Raw genomic sequence first — 20,712 nt, 5'->3', positions numbered from 1 at the left:
GCTACTCGCACCCGGTTCGACGTGATTGGGTTCTGCTGGCGTGCCTGGTGGGGATCATCATCGCCGCAGCCGGTGCGTTCATCGACTTCCGCCTGGGGGCCATCATCCTAGCCATCGTTCCTGCCGGCTTGGCGATGGTGCGCGCAATGCCGTCACCATGGGATGAGGTCTGGACGAACAGGTCGAGAAGCGTCGACATCGCGACAGGGCTGATCTTCGCCATTCTGCTCGTCGCACTGGCCTTCGTCGTTCCGCAGTCGCGCTGACCGGTTCAGACTCATCAATTCCGGACCATGCGCGAAGTTGCTATCTGTGTAACCGTCGTCACTTTGTGCATTCGCTGAGAAACCGCGCTCTCGGCTTTCACCGAGGCGAGATCAGTGGCAGGGTGAAGGGCGTAAGAAGGTTCGTAAGAACCTTTTCCGTTGAAGGGAGACAGTATGGGACTCGACGATCTTACTAACAAAGCCAAGGACGCCATGAGCAGCGACAAGGGTGAAGAGATTTCCGATCAGGGTCTGGATAAGGCTACTGACTTCGCCAACGATAAGACCGGCGGCAAGTTTGAAGACCAGATCAACAAAGGTCGCGACGGCGCCGACGGTAAACTCGGCAACGAATGATTTTTAACCCATAGCCGCGTCCGGCATGGTAGAGCGCCGAGGTGAATGAACTTTCACCTCGGCGCTTTCTTTGTGTTATTTCGGTCTCTGCCACGTGCACCGGATGACAGCTTCGTCTGACGAACACAGTCCGGTCCTGTGGTGTGCAGGTCTGCTCAGTCGAGCTTTTCGATGGGGGCGTAGCGGAGCAGAAGCCGCTTGGCGCCCAGCGAGCCGAAGTCGACGACCGCAACAGTCTTGTCGCCGACGCCGTTGACCTCGGTGACGGTCCCCAGCCCGAAGGACTCATGCGAGACCTTCTCTCCCACAGCGACAGTGATGACTTCACGATTCGGACGGATCCGATTCGGGAATCCCGCCACCGGCGACGAGGAACTGGCTGAACCTGAACGCGACGAGCTGCGCGATCCACGCGACGATTCGTAGCTTCCGGAGCCGCGAGACGCTCCTGAAGAGCCTCCGGACCCGAATCCTGAGCTGTAACCGCCACCGAAGCCGCCCGAGCCATAGCCGCTCGAAGAGAATCCGCCCATCCCGGACGAAAAGCTGCCGGTGTTCTCCCATTCGATGAGGCTCTCCGGAATCTCGGAGAGGAATCTGCTTGGCGGGTTGTACTGGGGCTGCCCCCACATGCTGCGCGTCTCCGCGCGAGAGAGCAGAAGGCGCTGCCGGGCACGAGTGAGGCCGACATAGGCCAGTCGGCGCTCCTCGGAGAGCTCATTGGGGTTCTCGAATGACCGGGCGTGCGGGAAGCCGCCGTCCTCGAGGCCGGTGAGGAACACAACAGGAAATTCCAGACCCTTAGCCGTATGCAGCGTCATCAGTGTGACCTGCCCGAGCTCGGCATCCGGGATCTGATCCGTATCCGATGCCAGGGCCACCTGCTCGAGGAATGCCTCGATGGAGGAACTGGTAGAAGCGGGCGCATCGCCGTCGGCGATGCTGCTGTCGGTGTCGCCTTCGGCATCGTTTGGTGCTACGGCGTCGCCATCTCCGTCGCTGCCGTCGGTCTCCTCGTCGGCAGCAGCCGCCAGGGCCTGAGTGGTGACGAAGTCCTCGGCGACAGCGACGAGTTCGGCAAGGTTGTCGACGCGAGACTCGTCCTGGGGGTCTGTGCTCTTCTGCAACGACTCGAGGTAACCGCTCTGTTCGAGGATCGCCTCGATCACACGGGACAGCGGAGCCGCCTCGGCGGTGGCTGCGAGGTCGCGCATGAGGTCGTAGAACTTCGCTACGGAGGTCTTCGCCCGCGAGGTCAGATGCTCGATCTCGTCGAGGCGGCCGAGCGCCGTGTAGAAGCTGATGCTCTCGCGGTCGGCGAAGTCCGCGATGATGCCCTCGGTGCGATCGCCGATCGACCGTTTGGGGACGTTGAGGATGCGACGCAGATTGACGTCGTCATCGGGGTTGGCCACGACGCGCAGGTAGGCGAGTGCGTCCTTGATCTCCTTGCGCTCGTAGAACCGCGTGCCGCCGACGACCTTGTACGGGATGCCGGATCGCACCAGAGCGTCCTCGATCGCACGCGACTGCGCGTTCGTGCGGTAGAAGACGGCGAAATCGCCGTAGGTGAACTTCTCATCGTCGATGAGGTCGTCGATCCGGTCGACGATGAAGCGCGCCTCGGCCTGCTCGTTCTCCGCCACCCATCCGATGATCGGTTCGCCGGACCCCTCAGAGGTCCACAGCTTCTTGTCCTTACGATCCTGGTTGTTCGAGATCACAGCATTCGCGGCATCGAGGATGTTCTGCGTCGACCGATAGTTCTGCTCCAGCAGGATCGTCTCGGCGTCGGGGAAGTCCTTCTCGAACTCCACGATGTTGCGCACTGTGGCTCCGCGGAAGGCATAGATCGACTGGTCGGCGTCGCCGACGACCGTCAGCTCGGCACCGGTCGCGCCTCCGGCTCCGTCGCCTGCCAGGGACTTGATGAGCGCGTACTGTGCCGGGTTCGTGTCCTGGTACTCGTCGACGAGGATGTGCCGGAACCGGCGGCGATAGAAGTCCGCGACCTCGGGGAATGCGCCGAAGAGGTGGACGGTCTCAGCGATGAGGTCGTCGAAGTCGAAGGCATTGGCCAGGCGCAGGCGGGAAGTGTAGCGCCGGAAGACATCGGCGAGAACCTCGTCGGCAGGGTTGTTGGGTCTGGGCGAGAAGTCGTCGGGGGTCTGCAGATCGTTCTTGAGGTTCGAGATCCTGTGCAGCATCGACCGAGGCGTGTACTTCTTCGTGTCGAGACCGAGCTCCTTGAGGATCTGCGAAACGAGCCGCTGCGCATCCTGCGCGTCATAGATCGTGAAGTTCGACTTCATGCCCAGGACCTTCGCCTCACGGCGGAGGATCCTCACGCACGAGGAGTGGAAGGTCGAAACCCACATCGCACGAGAGGCAGGGCCGACGATGGTGCTGACTCGTTCGGCCATCTCTTTGGCCGCCTTGTTCGTGAACGTGATGGCCAGCACTTCACCGGGATGTGCCCGTCCTGTGGCCAGCGCGTAGGCGATGCGTCTGGTCAGGACCGTCGTCTTGCCGGACCCGGCTCCCGCCACGATGAGCAGGGGAGAGCCCGTGTGGGCAACGGCTTCTCGCTGACGAGGGTTGAGTCCGGTCAGGAGCTCGGCGGCACGCGCATTGGGTGCGGGGGCGGAGTTGTCGATGTTTTCAGCTGCAGCAGTCATGTCCGGATCAACGATACCGTCAGGCGCTGACGCAGAGAAAAAGCTCCGTCCTCACCGCAGAGGCGAGGACGGAGCCGATGATGCGAGGGGTTACAAGATCAGTGGACGAAGACGGCCACCAGCACGTTGATGAGGGCTCCGGCGAAGGCCAGATGCGCCATCGTCGCCGAAGGATTCTTCACAGCTGTGGCCACAGCGCCGGCGGTGCCGTTGGAACTTTCCGCCACCTCGGCGTTGAATGCCTTCTGCTTCTTGTTGCCGATGAACGCGAAGACCGTGACGAGGATCGCAATGACCAGCTTGATCCCGATCTTCATGTGGTTGACGTCGCCGTCGCCCATCTCGGCCAGACCCATGAGCAGCAGTCCGGTGATCAACTGCAGGTAAGCCGCGTGAAGCATTCCCGGGACCACTCGTGGAGAGCGGATGACCGTGAAATACCCGCCGATGATGATCGCCATTCCGATCAGATGAAGGGTCAACAGTATCTCGTGCAGAATTTCCATACCGTTCATCCTAGTGGCATGATGGTGTCTCGTGAGCGCGGGCCCTCTGCTGGCGCACGCTGTTCCGCCCTGGTGTAATGGCAGCACGCCGGCCTTTGGAGCCGTGCAGTATAGGTTCGAATCCTATGGGCGGAGCTGGCCCAATCCGACGCGCGAAGGATTCAACAATGTCGCAGACCCGACCAACCGCCGTCATCGTCCTGGCTGCCGGCCAGGGCACCCGTATGAAGTCGTCGCTGCCGAAGGTCATGCACCCGATCGGCGGACGCTCCCTCCTTCACCATGCGATCTCGGCGGCGGCGGGCACGACGCCCGAACATCTCGTCGTCGTCGTGCGACATGAACGCGACCAGCTCGTCGCTCATCTCGACTCTCTGCCGCTGAACTCGACGCAGACCGTGCTCATCGCCGACCAGGACGAGGTGCCCGGAACCGGCCGCGCCACCGAATGCGCGCTGACCCAGCTGCCCGACGACCTCTCCGGCACCGTTGTTGTGACCTACGGCGATGTGCCACTGCTGACGACCGAGACGATCAACAGCCTCGTCGAGGTCCACGAATCCTCCCACAACGCCGTGACCGTCCTGTCCGCCGAGGTCGACGATCCGACGGGCTACGGCCGCATCGTCCGCGACGCCTCTGGGTCTCTGCTGCGCATCGTCGAGCAGAAGGACGCGAGCGAGGACCAGCGCGCGATCCGCGAGATCAACTCGGGCATCTACGCTTTCGACGCCTCGGCGCTGAAGGCGGGCCTTGACTCCCTGACCACGGACAACGCTCAGGGGGAGAAGTACCTCACCGATGTGATCGGCTTCTCCCGCGAAGGCGGGTTGTCCGTGGCCGCCACCGCCACTCACGACCTGTGGCAGGTCGAGGGCGCCAATGACAGAGTGCAGCTGGCCAATCTCGGCAAGGAGCTCAACCGCCGCGTCTGCGAGAAGTGGATGCGTGCGGGAGTGTCCATCATGGATCCCGACACCACGTGGATCGACGTCGACGTCTCCCTGGGTGAAGACGCCACCATCCTCCCGGGAGTCCAGCTCCTGGGGGCCACCGACATCGGCGCTGGTGCCGTCGTCGGACCCGATTCGACCCTCAAGGACACCGAGGTGGGTGCCGGTGCGCACGTCGTGCGCACCCATGCGGAACTCGCCGTCGTCGGCCCTGCGGCAAACGTCGGACCGTTCGCGTACTTGCGTCCTGGGACCAACCTCGGCGAGGGTGGCAAGATCGGCACCTTCGTGGAGACGAAGAACGCGGACATCGGTCAGGGTGCGAAGATTCCGCACCTGTCCTACGTCGGCGATGCCGAGATCGGTGAGGGCACCAACATCGGTGCTGCTTCGGTCTTCGTCAACTACGACGGCGTGAATAAGCACCGCACCGTCGTCGGCAAGCACGCACGGATGGGCTCGGACAACATGTACGTCGCCCCCGTCACGGTGGGCGACGGGGCCTACTCCGGTGCGAGCACTACGGTGCGCAAAGATGTCCCTGCGGGAGCGCTGGCCATAACCGTGGCCCCACAGCGTAACCTGGAGGGCTGGGTCGTCAGCAACCGCCCCGGAACGCCTGCAGCGCAGGCGGCCGAGGCCGCATCTGAAGGGGAACCGGCAAGTGAATGAAATTACGACGACGGGCGAAAAGAAGCTCGTCCTGGTCAGCGGGCGCGCGAACGCTGAACTCGCTGAGCAAGTCGCTGAGAACCTGGGGACGGAACTCCTCCCCACCGACATTTACAACTTTGCCAATGGAGAGATCTACGTTCGGTTCTCCGAATCGGTCCGCGGCTGTGACGTGTTCGTCCTGCAGTCGCACTGTGCACCCATCAACGAATGGCTGATGGAACAGCTCATCATGGTCGACGCTCTCAAGCGCGCCTCGGCGAAGCGGATCACGGTCATCGCACCGTTCTTCCCCTACGCCCGACAGGACAAGAAGCACCGCGGCCGTGAGCCCATCTCGGCTCGCCTGGTGGCTGACCTGTACAAGACGGCCGGTGCCGACCGCATCATCACCGTCGACCTGCACACCGCGCAGATTCAGGGCTACTTCGACGGCCCGGTCGACCATCTCATCGCGATGCCGATCCTGGCCGGCTACGTCAAGGACAAGTACCCGACGGACTTGGCCGTGGTCTCACCCGACGCCGGCCGCATCAAGGTCGCCGAGAACTGGTCGAACTCTCTAGGTGGAGTGCCTCTGGCCTTCATCCACAAGACGCGTGACATCACGCGCCCGAACGAGACCAAGGCCAACCGTGTCGTCGGTGAGGTCGAGGGGCGCACCTGCGTCCTCGTCGACGACATGATCGACACGGGCGGCACGATCGTCCAGGCAGCCGACGCCTGCATGGCTGCCGGAGCGACCGGCGTCATCGTGGTCTCGACGCACGCTGTCTTCTCCGGCCCGGCCGTCGAACGCCTGTCGAACTCCGTGGCACAGGAGGTCATCGTGACCAACACGCTGCCGCTGACCGAGGACAAGATGTTCGACAAGCTCACCGTGCTCTCGATCGCTCCGCTGATCGCCCGCGCCGTGCACGAAGTCTTCGAAGACGGGTCGGTCACCAGCCTCTTCGAGGTCTGAGACACGAACCGCCGCGAGGTCTGAGCACCTTCCAGTCTCATCCGAATCGAACCCCGAGCCGACCCGTCGGCCCGGGGTTCGTTCTACACTGGAAGCAACCGAGCGAAGGGAGCCGTGACGATGTCGTCCCACGACTACAACCGGTACCGAGTCAGCGTCTCCGGTGGTGAGCTGTCCGTCGGCGTCTGGGAGCCCGTGGCTTCCGGACCCGGACATGTTCCCACCGTGTGCGTCATCCACGGAATCACCTCGAACCATCTGTTCTTCGCCGGACTCGTCTCCGCCCTGCCCGGCGTGCGCGTGATCGGACCGGATCTGCGCGGACGTGCCGACTCCAGAACCCTGGAAGGGCCGTTCGGGATGCGGGCTCACGCTGAGGACGTCCTCGCCGCAATCGACACCTTCGCCCCCGATGGTCCGGTCGTCCTGGTCGGGCATTCCATGGGCGGGTTCGTCGCCATGACCCTGGCCGGCCTGGGTGCCGGTGTGGATCCCGACGCCGAGGTGGCCGATCGTTTCCGCGGACCCGTCCTCATCGACGGGGGACTGCCCCTGCCCGTCGCTCAGCCTGGAGGCGGCCAGACCGCAGGCAGTGCCGACGGCGTTGGCACTGCTGACGGCACCCGGGCGCATCCCGTCGATGATCTCAATGATGCGGGCCTCGACACCGACGACCTCATCGCAGCCGTCCTCGGTCCGGCCGCTGAACGACTGTCGATGACCTTTGCCACCGTCGAAGAGTACCTCGCCTTCTTCGCCGCACATCCGGCGTTCGTCGACGGACTCGACACGGTCGCCACGGAGAGCTTCGTCTACGATCTCGCGGCCAAGGACGACCACACCTTCCAACCTTCGACCTCGGTCGAGGCGATGCAGGCCGATTCCGCCGACATGTACACCGGCGGGGCCTATAAGAACTCTCTGGGGCAGATCATGAGCAGCCGGCGGCGGCAGTCGGAGGTGACGTTCCTCTTCGCCGAGCGTGATCTCGTGGCAGCCGAGCCGGGGCTCTACCCGCCTGAACTCGTCGACACCTACCGGGAGCAGTGGCCGGCGATGACGGTCGTCGATGTGCCTGGCACGAACCACTACGACATCCTGCTCAGCGAAGTGGGCATCGACGCCTGCGCCGAGGCTGTCACGAGCCGACTTGGTGAGGCCGGTGAGAGTGCCTTAGAATGATGAGGTTGCCTCGGCGAGGGAAACGTATGTTTCCGTGATCGACGCGGTCCTGACCCACCACGCTGCCCCACCCGTTCGGGTGCGAAGTTTGCGGCGTAAGTGCGGATTGCGGCTGTTTCGCCGTGGTGCTTGAAAATAAGTACACCACGAAGGAGAGAAAATGGCTGACTTCAAACTCATCGCCGAACCCCGGAACGAATTCGGCAAGGGCGCTGCCCGCCGGACCCGTCGTGCCGGCCGCATCCCGGCTGTCATCTACGGACACGGTGGCGACCCGGTGCACGTCTCGCTGCCGAGCCACGCCACCATGATGGCCCTCAAGCATGCCAACGCGCTGCTCGAGATCGAAAGCACCGACGGTGCCAAGAACATCCTCGCAATCGCTCGCGACGTGCAGACGGACGTCGTCACGCGTGAGATCGAGCACCTTGACCTCATCATCGTCAAGCGCGGTGAGAAGATCGAGGTCGAGGTTCCCGTTCACATCATCGGAGAATCCGCTCCCGGCACCATGGTGCAGCAGGAAGAGTCGACCCTGCTCATCAAGGCCGACGCCACCAAGCTGCCTGAGCTCATCGAGGTCAGCGTTGAGGGTCGTCCTGCAGGCGAGCACGTTCTCGCCGGCCAGGTCGAACTGCCTTCGGGCTCCGAGCTCGCAGCCGACCCCGAACTCCTCGTCGTCAACATCTCGGAAGAAGCCGAGATGGACACCGAGTCTGACGCAGACGAGACCGATGAGGAATCGACTGAGGAAGCGTCGGCTGGGGAAGAGAAGTCCTCTGAGGGCGAGTCCTCGGACGACGAGTGACCTCAACCTCTGCATAGGCACCACACAGTCGCTGAGAGCGGCATGAGGTGACGACATTCGGTGGGCCGTCGCATAGACGGCCCACCGAATGTGCATTGCGGGGCCGTCGTGCTCGGATGACGGCGAGAACCGACAAACGATGATGAGTGAGAGAGAACTATGACGAATGAGCCTTGGCTCGTCTTCGGACTCGGCAACCCCGGACCCAAATACGAGGCGACTCGACACAACATCGGACAGATGGTCGTCGCTGAACTCGCTCAGCGCATGAACCTCAACCTGACCCGCACGAAGCTGCGTTCCAATGTCGGGACCGGTCGACTGCCGGTGGGATCGGTCCCCGGCGTGCCCGGACTTCGGATCGTCCTGGCGACGTCCACCGGGTACATGAACGAATCCGGCGGACCCGTCCGGCAGCTCGCGGACTTCTACTCGATCGATCCCGATCAGATCATCGCCATCCACGACGACGTGGACATCCCCTTCGACACGATCAAGGCGAAGGTCGGCGGGGGAGAGGGCGGACACAACGGCTTGCGATCGATGACCTCGGCGCTGGGCACAAAGAACTACCCGCGGATCAGGGCCGGGGTCGGGCGACCTGTCGGCCGTCAGGACACTGCTGACTTCGTCCTCAAACCGTTCTCGAAGGACGAACGCGCGACACTGCCGATCTTCGTCTCAGACGTTGCCGACGCAGTCGAGATGTACATCGTTGACGGTCTTGAAGCCGTGCAGCAGAAGTATCACTCGAAGTGAGCTGAGCTCACTTCTTCGCGTCGAGAGCTGGGCGCTTGCGGTGGATGAACCAGGCGGCGAAGATGCCGCCGGCGAGACCGAACAGGTGACCCTGCCATGAGATGCCCGCCTGGGGTGCCATTCCGAACACCATCGATGCGCCGTAGGTGACGAGGACGAAGAGCCCGATCGCGAAGTAGACGATCTTGCGGATGATGTCATCGGTGAACCAGGTGCGCACTGCCAGATAGCCGAAGAAGCCGAAGACGATGCCCGAGGCGCCGATGATGTGGGTGCCCGGCATCGTCGTCAGCCACGCACCGAGTCCGGACGCCAGCGCCGTGATGATCGTGACCTCCCAGAACCTGCGGGAGCCTTCGAGGGCGATGAAGAGGCCCAGGATGAGGAACGGGAACGTGTTTGCCGTCAGATGGCCGAATCCCGAGTGCAGGAACGGTGAGGTGACGAGGCCGTAGAGCGAGAGGGGATTCCACGCCTGGAGGCTGAGACTGTCGAGGTCGGCCGGCAGGATCGCATCGACGATCTCGACGATCCACATGATGGCCAACAGGATGCCGACGGGGGCGAAGCGAGACAGGTGATGGTCGCGGTTGACAGTGGTGCGCAAGGTGGCGACCTTCTGTCCTGCGGTCGATGGGCGACCGCCTGACCGGGACGTATTCGGAGTGGACGAATCAGGGCCGAAGAGAAGACGGGATTCTTCGGGGGAGAAGCGAGGGGACTGGTTGGAGCTCATGGTCCAATTGTCGGTCATCAACATTGGAGAACGCCCAAAAACCGCGGCTCGCAGGCAATCGTGACCGATCCGTTAAGCCCGTTACAGCCTTGAGACCTCAACCGCTCGGATCGGGTCCACTCCTCTGCTCCGACCGGGTCCGCCTCCTGCCGATGATCCGTGCGTCTGACCCCCTCCCCAGTGGGATGCCTTCGCTCCCGAATGTCGCGTTCGTCTCCTGTTCTTCAGTCGTGTCGGGCCCGTGCCCTAGAATTGCCTGGTGCTCAACGGACTCGATCTCACACGCCAGAATCCCACTATCACCGAACTCGTCGAAGCCTTCAACGACCCGAGTACGACCGGTGGGACGATCGATGCGATCCGGGGCCTCTGGCCCTCGATCCTGCGGCGCACGGTCGTCGCGGCGGGCCAAGGCTCGTCTGCCGGTGACGGCACGACCACCTCGGCGCCTCAGCTCATCGTCACGGCCACGACCCGTGAGGCCGAGGACCTCGCCCGCTCACTGGCCGACTGGGTGGACGAGGACACGATCGCGGTCTTCCCCAGCTGGGAGACCCTGCCGCACGAAAAGCTCTCACCGCGCTCGGACACGGTCGGACAGCGTCTGGAGATCCTCCGCCGCCTGGCCCATCCGCGTCCGGGCCATGAATTGACCTTCATCATCGCCCCGGTCCGCGCATTCCTGCAGCCGCTGGTCAAGGGCCTCGGCGAGATCGAACCGGTCGAAGTCGCCATTGGCGACGAATGCGAGATCGACGGCCTGGCACAGCGCCTGACCGAACTCGCGTACTCACGGGTCGACATGGTCTCCCGCCGAGGCGAGTTCGCCGTCCGCGGCGGGATCGTCGACATCTTCCCACCGACGTCAGATCATGCTCTGCGCATCGAATTCTTCGGTGACGAGGTCGATGAGATCCGCGAATTCTCCGTCAGCGACCAGAGGTCGATCGCGGCGGAAGAGGGCGCCACGCCGCTATGGCTCTCGGCGCCGCCGTGCCGTGAACTCCTGCTCACCGATTCCATTCGCGAGCGGGCAGCCGCGCTGGCTCCGACCCTGCCTGCCGCAGCCGACATGCTCGACAAGATCGCCGGGGGAGTCGCTGTCGAAGGCATGGAATCGCTCTCGGCTGTGCTTGCCGACGGGATGGAGCCGATCATCGCGCTGCTGCCCGCAGCCACGAAGATCATCATCACCGAACCCGAACGGGTGGCGGCCAGAGCTGCCGACCTCGTCGTGACGACGAACGAATTCCTCGAAGCCGCATGGTCCGGAGCAGCTGCCGGAGGTGACTCTCCGATCGACCTCTCGGCAGCGACGTTCCGCACCCTCGACGAGATGGAGGAGGGCGCTCGCCTCATCGGACTCGCCTGGTGGGAGATCGGCGGATTCGCCACCGATGAGGAACTCGCCGCGCCCACAGACAATCTGTTCTCGATTCCGGCCCGCACGCCTCGCGGCTATGCCGGTGACGTCGAAGCGATCCTCGCCGACGTCAAAGGTCTCATCCACGATGAATGGCGCATCCTCGTCCTGACCGAGGGGCATGGACCAGGCCAGCGCATGGTCGAAGTGTTCTCCGACGCCGGAGTGCCCGCGACCTTCGTCGACGATCCGAGCGACCTCCCCGACGCTCTCGTCACCGTGACCACGGCGGCACCGTTCGGCGGTTTCGTCTTCGACGATCTCAAGCTCGCCGTCCTCACTGAGGCCGATGTGCTCGGTCGCGCTGCGGCAACCTCGACGCGGGACATGCGCCGACTGCCGACCCGCCGCAAGCGCAACCAGGTGGATCCGCTCAACCTCAAACCGGGCGACTTCGTCGTCCACGACCAGCACGGTGTCGGCAAGTTCGTCGAGATGACTCAGCGGACCACGGGCAAGGGTGCGAGCAAGCACACCCGCGAATACCTCATCGTCGAATACGCCCCGGCCAAACGTGGTCAGCCCGGGGACCGTCTCTACGTGCCCAGCGATGCGCTCGACCAGATCACCCGCTACGTCGGCGGTGAGGCTCCGAGCCTCAACAAGATGGGCGGCGCGGATTGGCAGACGACGAAGGCCAAGGCGCGCAAGGCGGTCAAGGAGATCGCAGGCGAACTCGTCCGCCTCTACTCGGCCCGCCAAGCCACCGTCGGCCACACCTTCGGTCCGGACACTCCCTGGCAGCGTGAGCTCGAGGACGCCTTCCACTACGTGGAGACCGCCGATCAGCTCACGACGATCGACGAGGTCAAGTCCGACATGGAGAAGTCGGTGCCGATGGACCGACTGATCTGCGGCGACGTCGGCTACGGCAAGACGGAGATCGCGGTCAGAGCTGCGTTCAAAGCAATCCAGGACGGCAAGCAGGTCGCCGTCCTCGTGCCCACGACCCTGCTCGTCCAGCAGCACTTCGAGACCTTCGCCGAGCGCTATTCGGGATTCCCGGTCACTGTCGGTGCGCTCTCGCGCTTCCAGACGAAGAAGGAGTCGGACAAGGTCGTCGAGGACCTGGCGGCAGGCAAACTCGACCTCGTCATCGGCACGCACCGCCTGCTCAGCGGTGAGGTGCGGTTCAAGAACCTGGGACTCGTCATCATCGATGAGGAGCAGCGCTTCGGCGTCGAGCACAAGGAGACGCTCAAGGCGATGCGCACGAACGTCGACGTGCTCGCGATGTCGGCGACGCCGATCCCGCGCACCCTGGAGATGGCAGTCACCGGCATCCGGGAGATGTCGACCCTGGCGACCCCGCCGGAGGAGCGTCACCCGGTTCTGACCTATGTGGGCAAGCGCGAGGACAAGCAGATCAAGGCTGCGATCCGTCGTGAGCTGATGCGCGAGGGTCAGGTCTTCTACATCCACAACCGAGTCAAGGACATCGAGTCGGTGGCCGCGCACATCGCCGAGCTGGTGCCCGAGGCACGGATCGCGATCGCCCACGGCAAGATGAACGAACACCGCCTCGAGCAGGTCATCGTCGACTTCTGGGAGAAGAAGTTCGACGTGCTGGTCTGTACGACCATCGTCGAGACCGGCATCGACATCGCCAACGCGAACACGCTGATCATCGACAATGCCGATCGCTTCGGACTGTCCCAGCTGCACCAGCTGCGAGGTCGGGTGGGCCGCGGTCGCGAACGTGCTTACGCCTACTTCCTCTACCCACCCGAGACGCAGCTGACGGAGACAGCCCACGACAGGCTTACGACTCTGGCCGCGCATACGGAGCTGGGCGCGGGCATGCAGGTGGCGATGAAGGACCTCGAGATCCGAGGAGCCGGCAACCTCCTCGGCGGGCAGCAGTCCGGCCACATCGAAGGCGTCGGATTCGACCTCTATGTCCGGCTCGTCGGCGAGGCTGTGGCGAACTTCCGCGGCGAGGACACCGAGCCCGAGGCGGATATGCGGATCGAACTGCCTGTCGACGCGCACCTGCCTGCCGAGTACGTCGATCATGAGCGTCTGCGCCTCGAGGCGTACAGGAAGCTTGCGGCAGCGACGAACGAAAAGGAGCTGCAGGAGGTCCTCGACGAACTCGTCGACCGCTACGGTCCGTACCCGGAGGCCGTCGGCGTGCTCGCCGATGTCGCCAGGCTGCGGATCCGTGCGAAGGCCTCGGGCGTCAATGACATCGTCGTGCAGGGCAACTTCGTCCGCTTCGGACCGCTCGAGCTTGCCGACTCCCAGCTCGTACGACTCAAGCGTCTGTACCCGAAGTCGCTGCTCAAGCCCACGATCCGCTCCGTGCTCGTGCCGAAGCCGATGGACGGCAACGGCTTCGGTGCGAAGGAGATGACGGATTCCGACATCCTGCGTTGGGCTCACCAATTCCTCGATGCGATCGTTCCCGTCGTGGTTTCGGAGACCGTCGAAGCCAATGTCTGATTATTCTTCGCATTCCGTGACCGTTCAGCTTTGCGTCGGACAGATGGCGTAGAGTGCGGCGTAAGGGCACTCCAGTGCCCAATATCAAAGGAGGACAACATGGGTTTCGACGATAAGTTCGAGAACAAGTCAGAAGAATTCTCCGGCAAGGCCAAGGAGACCATCGGTGAGGCCACCGGTGACGACGAGCTCAAGAACCAGGGCGCTGCTGACCAGCTCAAGGCCAAGACCAAGCAGGTCGGCGAAAAGGTCAAAGACCTCGGTGACGACATCAAGGACAAGTTCACCAAGTAAGACGGTTCGCCACGTCATGCGGAATTCGGTCCCCATCGCTTCGGCGGTGGGGACCATTCTCGTCGGTGAAGAGCAATCGTTTGGAGATCCAGGGATGTCAGTTGATGTGATGTCGTCGGCTGCCTGCGGCGGCTGAGTGAAGCGCAGAGGGCGCTTTCGGGCGTGGATAGAGTGGAGAGCAGCAGACATGGGTGAAGATGACGGTGTGAGTAAGGCTCGAACTGACGGCGACGCGCGCACTGACGGCGTGGCGACCAGCGAGGCTCGAACTGACGGCGACGCGACCAGCGAGGCTCGCGCCGATGGTGTGATCGACGCGATGGCGACGCTGCGCCGCCGGTGCCCATGGTCGAGCCAGCAGGATCACGGCAGCCTCAAGAAGTTCGCCCGCGAGGAGACCGAGGAGCTCATCGAAGCGCTTGAGGACTATCGCAGCGACGCGAGTCCAGCCCATCGCGCTGCCGTCGTCGAAGAGCTCGGTGACGTCTTCTACCAGGTGCTGTTCCACTCGGCGCTGCTCGATGAGAGCGGCGCGACACCGTACGGTCACACGCTGGGCCTCATCATCGACGGGCTTGAGCAGAAGCTCATTCGCCGTCACCCGTTGGCCTTCGGCGAGGGCAGCCACAGCGATGATGGTGCTATGCCCCCGCTCGAAGATGTCGAACGCGAGTACCGGCGCATCAAAGCAGAAGAGAAGCAGCAGTCTCCATCCTTTCCGACGAAAGACACGAAACAGTGAGCTTGGACCGCATCGACATCGAAGGCACCTTCAACTTCCGCGACCTCGGGGGAGCGACCACCTCGGCGGGGGAGTCTGCAGTCGCCCAGGGCAAGGTATTCCGCTCCGACGGTCTTGCCCAGCTGACCGACAGATCGCGAGCCGACCTGCGCGCCCTCGGCATCTCGACCGTCATCGATCTGCGTGACATCGGTGAACGGTCGAAGCTGCCGGATGCTCTCGACGGACTCGACGTCGAGTACGTCGAACTTCCGATCTTCGACGACCACTTCTTCCCGGCCAAGCGTCTCAGCATCGACGAGATGAAGGAGATGGCAGCAGCGACGGGCCTCGACTTGTCCGACCGGTCACTGAGCAGGATCTACGACCTGATGATCGCCCACTTCGGTCCCCGTCTGGCTAAGGCCGTCGACCTCATCGCCGACACCTGCGACGAGGGAGTGGTCTTCCACTGCTCGGCCGGCAAAGATCGCACCGGGACGGTCTCGGCCTTCCTCCACAGCCTCCTCGGCGTCGAGCGAAGCGACATCCTCGACGAATACTCGGTCACCGCCGAGTATCTCTCTGGTGGCTTCCTTGAGAACATCACCAGGAACTTCGCCGATGCGGGCATCTCCGGGAATCTCGCCGAGACAGCGACCGCTGCGCCGCCCGAGCTGATGGCAGGAGTCCTCGACTCCATCGACGCACAGCACGGCGCGGGCGGCGTCGAGGCGTACCTGCTCGAACACGGCATGGATCCGCAGACTCCCGCCCGTCTCCGTCAGCTGCTGCTGGAGTCGGTCCCGGACGCTTTCTGACTGGGCACAGACCTCCTGCTGTCGGAGAATGAGCGAGGCGTGTCGGTGCACTAAGCTGTCCTGCAGGCACATGTTCCCCATGTGAAACCAATTGCGAAGGAGTAATCAGTGGCTGAGATCGTTGCCGCAAACGCCCGTGAGATCCTGGATTCTCGGGGAAATCCCACCGTAGAGGTGGAAGTGCTGTTGGCCGATGAGTCCGTCGGTCGTGCCGGTGTCCCATCCGGTGCCTCCACAGGTGAGTTCGAAGCAGTGGAACTGCGCGACGGTGACCCGGAGCGCTACCTGGGCAAAGGCGTCACCAATGCCGTTGACGCAGTCGTCGATGAGATCCACGAGGTCATCGTCGGGCTCGAAAGCGATGATCAGCGTCTGGTCGACCAGGCCCTGATCGAACTCGACGGAACCGACAACAAGTCCCGCCTCGGCGCCAACGCCATGCTGGGCACGTCGCTGGCAGTGGCCCGCGCGGCCGCAGTGTCAGCTGACCTGCCTCTCTACCGTTACCTCGGTGGACCGAACGCCCATGTCATGCCCGTGCCGATGATGAACATCCTCAACGGCGGATCGCATGCCGACTCCAATGTCGACATCCAGGAGTTCATGATCGCCCCGATCGGTGCGGCCAGCTTCCACGAGGGACTGCAGTGGAGCGTCGAGGTCTACCATGCGCTCAAGGGCGTGCTCAAGGAACGCGGACTCTCGACCGGTCTCGGCGATGAGGGCGGCTTCGCACCGAACCTCGACTCCAACGCCGCCGCCCTCGACCTCATCTGCGAGGCCATCGAACTCGCCGGACACCGTCCCGGTCGGGACATCGCCCTGGCACTCGACGTCGCCTCCTCGGAGTTCTACTCCGACGGGTCCTACGAGTTCGAAGGCGGGAAGAAGTCGGCCGAGGATATGGCCGCCTACTACGAGGAGCTGCTGGCCAAGTACCCGCTCGTCTCCATCGAGGATCCCCTCGACGAGAACGATTGGGACGGCTGGGCCACCCTGACCGCTTCGATCGGTTCGAAGGTTCAGCTCGTCGGCGATGACCTGTTCGTCACGAACCCCGAGCGGCTCCAGCGCGGCATCGACAACGACACCGCGAACTCGCTGCTCGTGAAGGTCAACCAGATCGGCACCCTGACCGAGACCCTTGACGCGGTGCGCCTGGCACAGTCAAACGGCTACACGACGATGATCTCGCATCGCTCGGGTGAGACCGAGGATACGACGATCGCTGACCTGGCCGTGGCTACCAACGCCGGTCAGATCAAGGCTGGAGCTCCCGCCCGGTCCGAGCGCGTGGCCAAGTACAACCAGCTGCTGCGCATCGAAGAGCAGCTCGGGGATGCCGCTCGCTACGCGGGCAAGTCTGCTTTCCCGCGCTTCGAAGCCTGATCCGCTTCGCAGCCTGAGCAGTCTCAGCAGTCTCAGCAGTTCCAGAGATCGATCGGCCTGATGGTCTGATCGGCTTCGCACCCCGAGCGGCATCGCCGCGCAGGGCGCAGTTCTCCCGCCGAGGCGGGGGTCGAGTGATCGTACGCGGTCACCCGGCCCCCGCCTCGGCGCTTTTGCGGATTCGAACACGCCACGACTGCGAAATCCTCGCGCTCCGGTACCGGACACGGCAGACTTAGACGTGTTGCGACTGCCTTCCCCATCCCCGGTCGCAGAGGAAAGAGTCCATGGTTCCGAGCAAACCGAGAAACAGCGCCCCCAAGTCGGCTCCGGGCAGAGCCGCTTCCCGGCGGCGCCCGAAACCTGTCGCCGAAGCTCCCGCATCCCCTGAAGCACGCAGGCGGAGACTGTCTTGGCAGACCGGCATCTTCCTCGTGACCATCGCGATCGTCCTCTTCGCCTTCCTCCAGCCGATCAACTCCGCCGTCAAGCAGGCTCAGCAGATCGCGGCGCTCAACAGCGAGATCGACTCGACGAAATCCGAAGTCCAGGCGCTGAAGTCGAAAAACGAGAACCTCAGGAACCCCGAGTACATCAAACGCAAGGCTCGCGCCGACCAGTACTACGTGGAGAAGGGGAAGAACGCGGTCATCGTCACCAATCAGGACGCCATCAAAGGTGACGATTCGGATTCGGATCGCCCGCAACGCAAGCAGGCCTGGTACCTTGAGTTGCTGGAGTCGATTCAAGAGGTCGGCAATACCGTGGAGAAGGGCTGATGATCACAGAGTGCACCGAGGCGGACTTTGCAACCTTGAAGGAACAGCTCGGACGCATTCCTCGCGGGGTCGTCGGCATCGCCGCCCGCAGCACTTCGGGTGAGCCCCTGGTCGTGGCCACTGCGCCTCGGCTCGAGGATGGGACGCCGTTCCCCACCACGTACTACCTCACCCATCCCGCCTTCGTCACCGAATGCTCACGCCTCGAGGCCTCGGGAATCATGGCCGAATGGTCGTCCGAAGTGTCTGAGGATGACGAGCTGGCAGCCGCCTATGCGCAGGCGCATGCTGCTTACCTGGCCGCCCGTTCGGAGATCGGTGCCACAGCCGGCATCGCCGAGGTGACCGAGATCAACGACTATTCCGCCGGTGGCATGCCCACCCGGGTGAAGTGCCTCCACGCTCTCGTCGGCCATTCCCTGGCCGCGGGGCCAGGAGTCAACCCGATCGGCGATCGTGCGATCTCCTTCATGACCGATGTGCCGACGCCGGCGGGCTCAGTCTTCGCCGATGCCTCTGCCGCCGGCGCTCCCGTAGCGGATGCCTCAGAAACGGATGCCCCCACGGCCGCCACGGAACCGACCGCCACGGAACCGACCGACATGGAACCGACCGACACGGCGCCCGAGCCGACGGAGTAGGAGAGACTCATGCGCGTTGCCGCCTTCGACTGCGGGACTAATTCCCTCCGCTTGCTCATCGCCGATGTCGATGAGCACGGTGCCATGACCGATCTGCGCCGCGAGACCCGCATCGTTCGTCTCGGCCAAGGGGTCGACGCGACAGGTGAGTTCGCCCCGGAGGCACTCGAGCGCACGTTCGCCGTAGCCCGGGAATTCGCCGAGGTGGCCGCTGAGTACTCCCCGGAGAAGCTGAGATTCGTTGCGACCTCCGCTAGCCGCGACGTTAAGAACCGCGACGAATTCTTCGCCGGCATCTTCAGCATCCTCGGTATCGTCCCCGATGTCATCACCGGTGACGAAGAGGCACACCTGTCCTTCCTCGGAGCCACCGCAGGCCGCAGCGCTGCGGCCGGTCCGTTCATGGTCATGGATCTGGGCGGCGGTTCGACCGAGCTCGTCTTAGGCACCGGAGACGTCGACTCGGCCGTGAGCATGGACATCGGATCCGTGCGCCTGACCGAACGCCACATGTCCGTCGAGCTGCCCGATCAGACTCAGATCACCGCCGCGATTGACGACATCGACGCCCAACTCGACCAAGCGGCCGACATCGTCGACTTCTCCGCTCCACGCACGTTCATCGGCGTCGCCGGCACCGTCACCACGCTGACGGCCGGGATCCTTGGCCTCGAGAGCTACCAGCGGGAGAAGATCCACGGCGCCCGTTTCAGTGTGCAGGACGTCGAGCGGCAGGCGGAGCAGCTGCTGAGCATGGATCGCGAAGCCCGCGCCGCTCTGCCCTACATGCATCCGGGGCGCGTCGACGTGATCGCGGCTGGAGGACTGCTCTTCTCCCGTGTCGTCGCCCGCATCGATTCTGCCGTCCGGGCTGCCGGCGCCGAACTCGACATACTCGTGTCCGAGACGGACATCCTCGACGGCATCGCGCTCGACCTGGCGCGCCCACAGTCGTGAACCCGGCCGAACAGCTCGGTCGGCCACGCAGGTTGGCGGGACGCACCACGACTCGCGCACGCGCGCACACCTCGGCGCGTTCCGGCACAGCCGCAGGCCGGTCGATCAAGCATGCGGCGAAGCTCGCACTCGTCGGCTCGCTCGCACTGAGTCTGGTCGTGGGAACCACCCAACCTGCCATGGCTGCGCCCGAGCCCGGACCCGGACAGTGGTTCATCAAGGACTACGGCATCGACGACCTGTGGAAGAAGTCGACGGGCAAAGGCGTGAAGGTCGCTGTCATCGACTCCGGCGTCAATGCCGATCACGACGACCTCAAGGGCGTCGTCACCAAAGCCAAGGACTTCAGCGGTCTCGACAAGGACGGCAAGACTCCGATCGGCGGTGAGACGACGATCCACCACGGAACCGCAGTCGCCGGTGTCATCGCCGGGCAGGGTGACGGTGCAGGGCCCACAGGGGTCGCCCCTGATGCGAAGATCCTCTCGGCCTCGATGTGGCTGGGCCCCGACCGTCCGAAGGAATCCGGGTCGACGCGGGAGCAGGCCAACAAAGCGATCCGCTGGGCCGTCGACTCCGGCGCCAAGGTGATCAATATGTCCTTGGGTTGGGACGATCCCGCCTGGCCCGAGAGCTGGGATGACTCTTTCGCCTATGCCTACAAGAAGGACGTCGTCATCGTCGCCTGCGTCGGCAACGCCTCTCAGGGCGCGACCCAGGCGTGGTCCCCGTCGACCGTTCCCGGCGTCATCGGCGTCGGTGGACTCAACAAGAAGGGGCGCGTGCTGAAGAACTCCACGGCCCCTGGCACTGCCGTCGACCTCATGGGCCCGGCAACGGACATTCCGATCCCGTACTACTCGGGCGGATACGCCGAAGGGCAGGGCTGCTCGTTCGCCTCACCCGTCGTCTCCGGTGTCGCAGCGCTCATCCGGTCGGAGAACCCCGACCTCAGCGCCGACGAGGTCAGCGCCAAGCTGCTCTCGTCCGCAGCGGAGGTGGACGGGCACAAAGGCCGGAGCAAGAAGGGCAAACCCGATCCGATCGTCGGCTGGGGTCGACTCGACCCGAAGGCCGCGATGAAGGCCGATGTCCCGAAGTCGGTGCCCAGCGCCAGCGATGACCTTGAGAACTGGGTGAAGATGCACCGGCGCGCGGCAGCCGACCCGGCCGAGACCGAAACTGCGGCCCCCGCCGAGGATGGCCGCCCGAAGGCCGTTGCACCGAAAGATGTCGTTGCGTCGCAGTCGACACCGACCTTCGGCTTCGCGGTGCTCGGCATCGGGGGACTGGTCGCTGTGATCCTGTTGGTGGCATCGGCAGTGGCCTTCATCCGTCGCCGACGGTGACCGACTTGAGCA

The 20,712-nt window shown here is 63.9% G+C and carries 19 protein-coding genes and 1 tRNA gene; 17 read left to right on the top strand and 3 right to left on the bottom strand.

Annotated elements, in window-relative coordinates; translation table 11 throughout:
- Positions 1-47 precede the first annotated feature (47 nt).
- Together MPN20_RS08175 and MPN20_RS08170 are read left to right on the top strand one after the other, a co-directional pair.
- Positions 48-266, top strand: coding sequence for a hypothetical protein (locus MPN20_RS08175; RefSeq protein WP_242781035.1), 219 nt, complete (start codon positions 48-50; stop codon positions 264-266).
- A 174-nt stretch (positions 267-440) separates the two neighbouring features.
- A complete protein-coding gene (locus tag MPN20_RS08170; protein WP_242781033.1) occupies positions 441-623 on the top strand; it encodes an antitoxin in 183 nt (60 codons plus the stop codon).
- A 155-nt stretch (positions 624-778) separates the two neighbouring features.
- Here MPN20_RS08170 and MPN20_RS08165 read toward each other — a convergent pair whose 3' ends face one another.
- Together MPN20_RS08165 and MPN20_RS08160 are read right to left on the bottom strand one after the other, a co-directional pair.
- Positions 779-3,301: a UvrD-helicase domain-containing protein gene (locus MPN20_RS08165; RefSeq protein ID WP_242781032.1), complete on the bottom strand. Its 2,523-nt coding sequence runs from the start codon at positions 3,299-3,301 to the stop codon at positions 779-781.
- Positions 3,302-3,399: 98 nt separating this feature from the next.
- Positions 3,400-3,807 (bottom strand): hypothetical protein, encoded by a 408-nt coding sequence (locus MPN20_RS08160; protein ID WP_242781030.1) that lies wholly within the window; start codon positions 3,805-3,807, stop codon positions 3,400-3,402.
- A gap of 63 nt (positions 3,808-3,870) precedes the next feature.
- Here MPN20_RS08160 and MPN20_RS08155 point away from each other — a divergent pair.
- The 6 genes from MPN20_RS08155 (at position 3,871) to pth (ending at position 9,145) form a co-directional block, all read left to right on the top strand.
- Positions 3,871-3,942 (top strand) — tRNA-Gln (locus MPN20_RS08155).
- 32 nt (positions 3,943-3,974) lie between these two features.
- On the top strand, positions 3,975-5,432 hold the full coding sequence (gene glmU / locus MPN20_RS08150; RefSeq protein ID WP_242781029.1) for a bifunctional UDP-N-acetylglucosamine diphosphorylase/glucosamine-1-phosphate N-acetyltransferase GlmU: 1,458 nt from the start codon (positions 3,975-3,977) through the stop codon (positions 5,430-5,432).
- Positions 5,425-6,396: a ribose-phosphate diphosphokinase gene (locus MPN20_RS08145; RefSeq protein ID WP_242781028.1), complete on the top strand. Its 972-nt coding sequence runs from the start codon at positions 5,425-5,427 to the stop codon at positions 6,394-6,396. Before glmU ends, MPN20_RS08145 begins: the two co-directional genes overlap by 8 nt.
- Positions 6,397-6,516: 120 nt before the next feature.
- A complete protein-coding gene (locus MPN20_RS08140) occupies positions 6,517-7,578 on the top strand; it encodes an alpha/beta fold hydrolase (RefSeq protein WP_242781069.1) in 1,062 nt (353 codons plus the stop codon).
- A gap of 160 nt (positions 7,579-7,738) precedes the next feature.
- Complete coding sequence (locus MPN20_RS08135) at positions 7,739-8,386, top strand: 50S ribosomal protein L25/general stress protein Ctc (protein ID WP_242781027.1); 648 nt, start codon at positions 7,739-7,741, stop codon at positions 8,384-8,386.
- Positions 8,387-8,545: 159 nt separating this feature from the next.
- Positions 8,546-9,145, top strand: coding sequence for an aminoacyl-tRNA hydrolase (gene pth, locus MPN20_RS08130; protein WP_242781025.1), 600 nt, complete (start codon positions 8,546-8,548; stop codon positions 9,143-9,145).
- A 7-nt stretch (positions 9,146-9,152) separates the two neighbouring features.
- Here pth and MPN20_RS08125 read toward each other — a convergent pair whose 3' ends face one another.
- Positions 9,153-9,881 carry a rhomboid family intramembrane serine protease gene (locus MPN20_RS08125; protein WP_242781024.1) on the bottom strand — a complete coding sequence of 243 codons (729 nt, stop codon included), beginning with the start codon at positions 9,879-9,881 and terminating at the stop codon, positions 9,153-9,155.
- A gap of 259 nt (positions 9,882-10,140) precedes the next feature.
- On the opposite strand from MPN20_RS08125, the gene mfd reads away from it, so the two are divergent.
- From mfd to MPN20_RS08080, 9 genes are all read left to right on the top strand, one after another.
- Positions 10,141-13,749, top strand: coding sequence for a transcription-repair coupling factor (mfd, locus tag MPN20_RS08120; protein WP_242781023.1), 3,609 nt, complete (start codon positions 10,141-10,143; stop codon positions 13,747-13,749).
- A gap of 99 nt (positions 13,750-13,848) precedes the next feature.
- The gene (locus tag MPN20_RS08115; protein ID WP_242781021.1) at positions 13,849-14,043 is read left to right on the top strand and encodes a CsbD family protein; all 195 of its coding nucleotides are present in this window, start codon (positions 13,849-13,851) and stop codon (positions 14,041-14,043) included.
- A gap of 187 nt (positions 14,044-14,230) precedes the next feature.
- On the top strand, positions 14,231-14,785 hold the full coding sequence (locus MPN20_RS08110) for a MazG nucleotide pyrophosphohydrolase domain-containing protein (protein ID WP_242781020.1): 555 nt from the start codon (positions 14,231-14,233) through the stop codon (positions 14,783-14,785).
- Positions 14,782-15,585 carry a tyrosine-protein phosphatase gene (locus MPN20_RS08105; protein WP_242781018.1) on the top strand — a complete coding sequence of 268 codons (804 nt, stop codon included), beginning with the start codon at positions 14,782-14,784 and terminating at the stop codon, positions 15,583-15,585. Before MPN20_RS08110 ends, MPN20_RS08105 begins: the two co-directional genes overlap by 4 nt.
- 108 nt (positions 15,586-15,693) lie before the next feature.
- Positions 15,694-16,974, top strand: coding sequence for a phosphopyruvate hydratase (gene eno / locus MPN20_RS08100; protein ID WP_242781017.1), 1,281 nt, complete (start codon positions 15,694-15,696; stop codon positions 16,972-16,974).
- A gap of 287 nt (positions 16,975-17,261) precedes the next feature.
- Positions 17,262-17,753, top strand: coding sequence for a septum formation initiator family protein (locus MPN20_RS08095; protein WP_242781016.1), 492 nt, complete (start codon positions 17,262-17,264; stop codon positions 17,751-17,753).
- A complete protein-coding gene (locus MPN20_RS08090) occupies positions 17,753-18,394 on the top strand; it encodes a DUF501 domain-containing protein (protein ID WP_347566810.1) in 642 nt (213 codons plus the stop codon). The genes MPN20_RS08095 and MPN20_RS08090 overlap by 1 nt, the downstream gene beginning before the upstream one ends.
- 9 nt (positions 18,395-18,403) lie before the next feature.
- Positions 18,404-19,351 carry a Ppx/GppA phosphatase family protein gene (locus MPN20_RS08085; RefSeq protein WP_242781015.1) on the top strand — a complete coding sequence of 316 codons (948 nt, stop codon included), beginning with the start codon at positions 18,404-18,406 and terminating at the stop codon, positions 19,349-19,351.
- Positions 19,348-20,700 carry a S8 family serine peptidase gene (locus MPN20_RS08080; protein WP_242781010.1) on the top strand — a complete coding sequence of 451 codons (1,353 nt, stop codon included), beginning with the start codon at positions 19,348-19,350 and terminating at the stop codon, positions 20,698-20,700. Before MPN20_RS08085 ends, MPN20_RS08080 begins: the two co-directional genes overlap by 4 nt.
- Positions 20,701-20,712: the final 12 nt, after the last annotated feature.

This window comes from Brevibacterium sp. ZH18 (assembly GCF_022748595.1).
In the GTDB taxonomy this organism is placed as follows: Bacteria; Actinomycetota; Actinomycetes; order Actinomycetales; family Brevibacteriaceae; genus Brevibacterium.
This window is presented reverse-complemented; position numbering and strand designations above follow the sequence as displayed.

Bases quoted from the DNA above. Each gene is read 5' to 3' on its own strand.
- MPN20_RS08170 (WP_242781033.1), top strand. From the start codon at position 441: ATGGGACTCGACGATCTTACTAACAAAGCCAAGGACGCCATGAGCAGC.
- MPN20_RS08095 (WP_242781016.1), top strand. From the start codon at position 17,262: ATGGTTCCGAGCAAACCGAGAAACAGCGCCCCCAAGTCGGCTCCGGGC.
- MPN20_RS08115 (WP_242781021.1), top strand. From the start codon at position 13,849: ATGGGTTTCGACGATAAGTTCGAGAACAAGTCAGAAGAATTCTCCGGC.
- MPN20_RS08110 (WP_242781020.1), top strand. From the start codon at position 14,231: ATGGGTGAAGATGACGGTGTGAGTAAGGCTCGAACTGACGGCGACGCG.
- pth (WP_242781025.1), top strand. From the start codon at position 8,546: ATGACGAATGAGCCTTGGCTCGTCTTCGGACTCGGCAACCCCGGACCC.
- MPN20_RS08085 (WP_242781015.1), top strand. From the start codon at position 18,404: ATGCGCGTTGCCGCCTTCGACTGCGGGACTAATTCCCTCCGCTTGCTC.
- MPN20_RS08165 (WP_242781032.1), bottom strand. From the start codon at position 3,301: ATGACTGCTGCAGCTGAAAACATCGACAACTCCGCCCCCGCACCCAAT.
- MPN20_RS08125 (WP_242781024.1), bottom strand. From the start codon at position 9,881: ATGAGCTCCAACCAGTCCCCTCGCTTCTCCCCCGAAGAATCCCGTCTT.
- MPN20_RS08135 (WP_242781027.1), top strand. From the start codon at position 7,739: ATGGCTGACTTCAAACTCATCGCCGAACCCCGGAACGAATTCGGCAAG.
- MPN20_RS08090 (WP_347566810.1), top strand. From the start codon at position 17,753: ATGATCACAGAGTGCACCGAGGCGGACTTTGCAACCTTGAAGGAACAG.
- glmU (WP_242781029.1), top strand. From the start codon at position 3,975: ATGTCGCAGACCCGACCAACCGCCGTCATCGTCCTGGCTGCCGGCCAG.
- MPN20_RS08140 (WP_242781069.1), top strand. From the start codon at position 6,517: ATGTCGTCCCACGACTACAACCGGTACCGAGTCAGCGTCTCCGGTGGT.
- MPN20_RS08160 (WP_242781030.1), bottom strand. From the start codon at position 3,807: ATGGAAATTCTGCACGAGATACTGTTGACCCTTCATCTGATCGGAATG.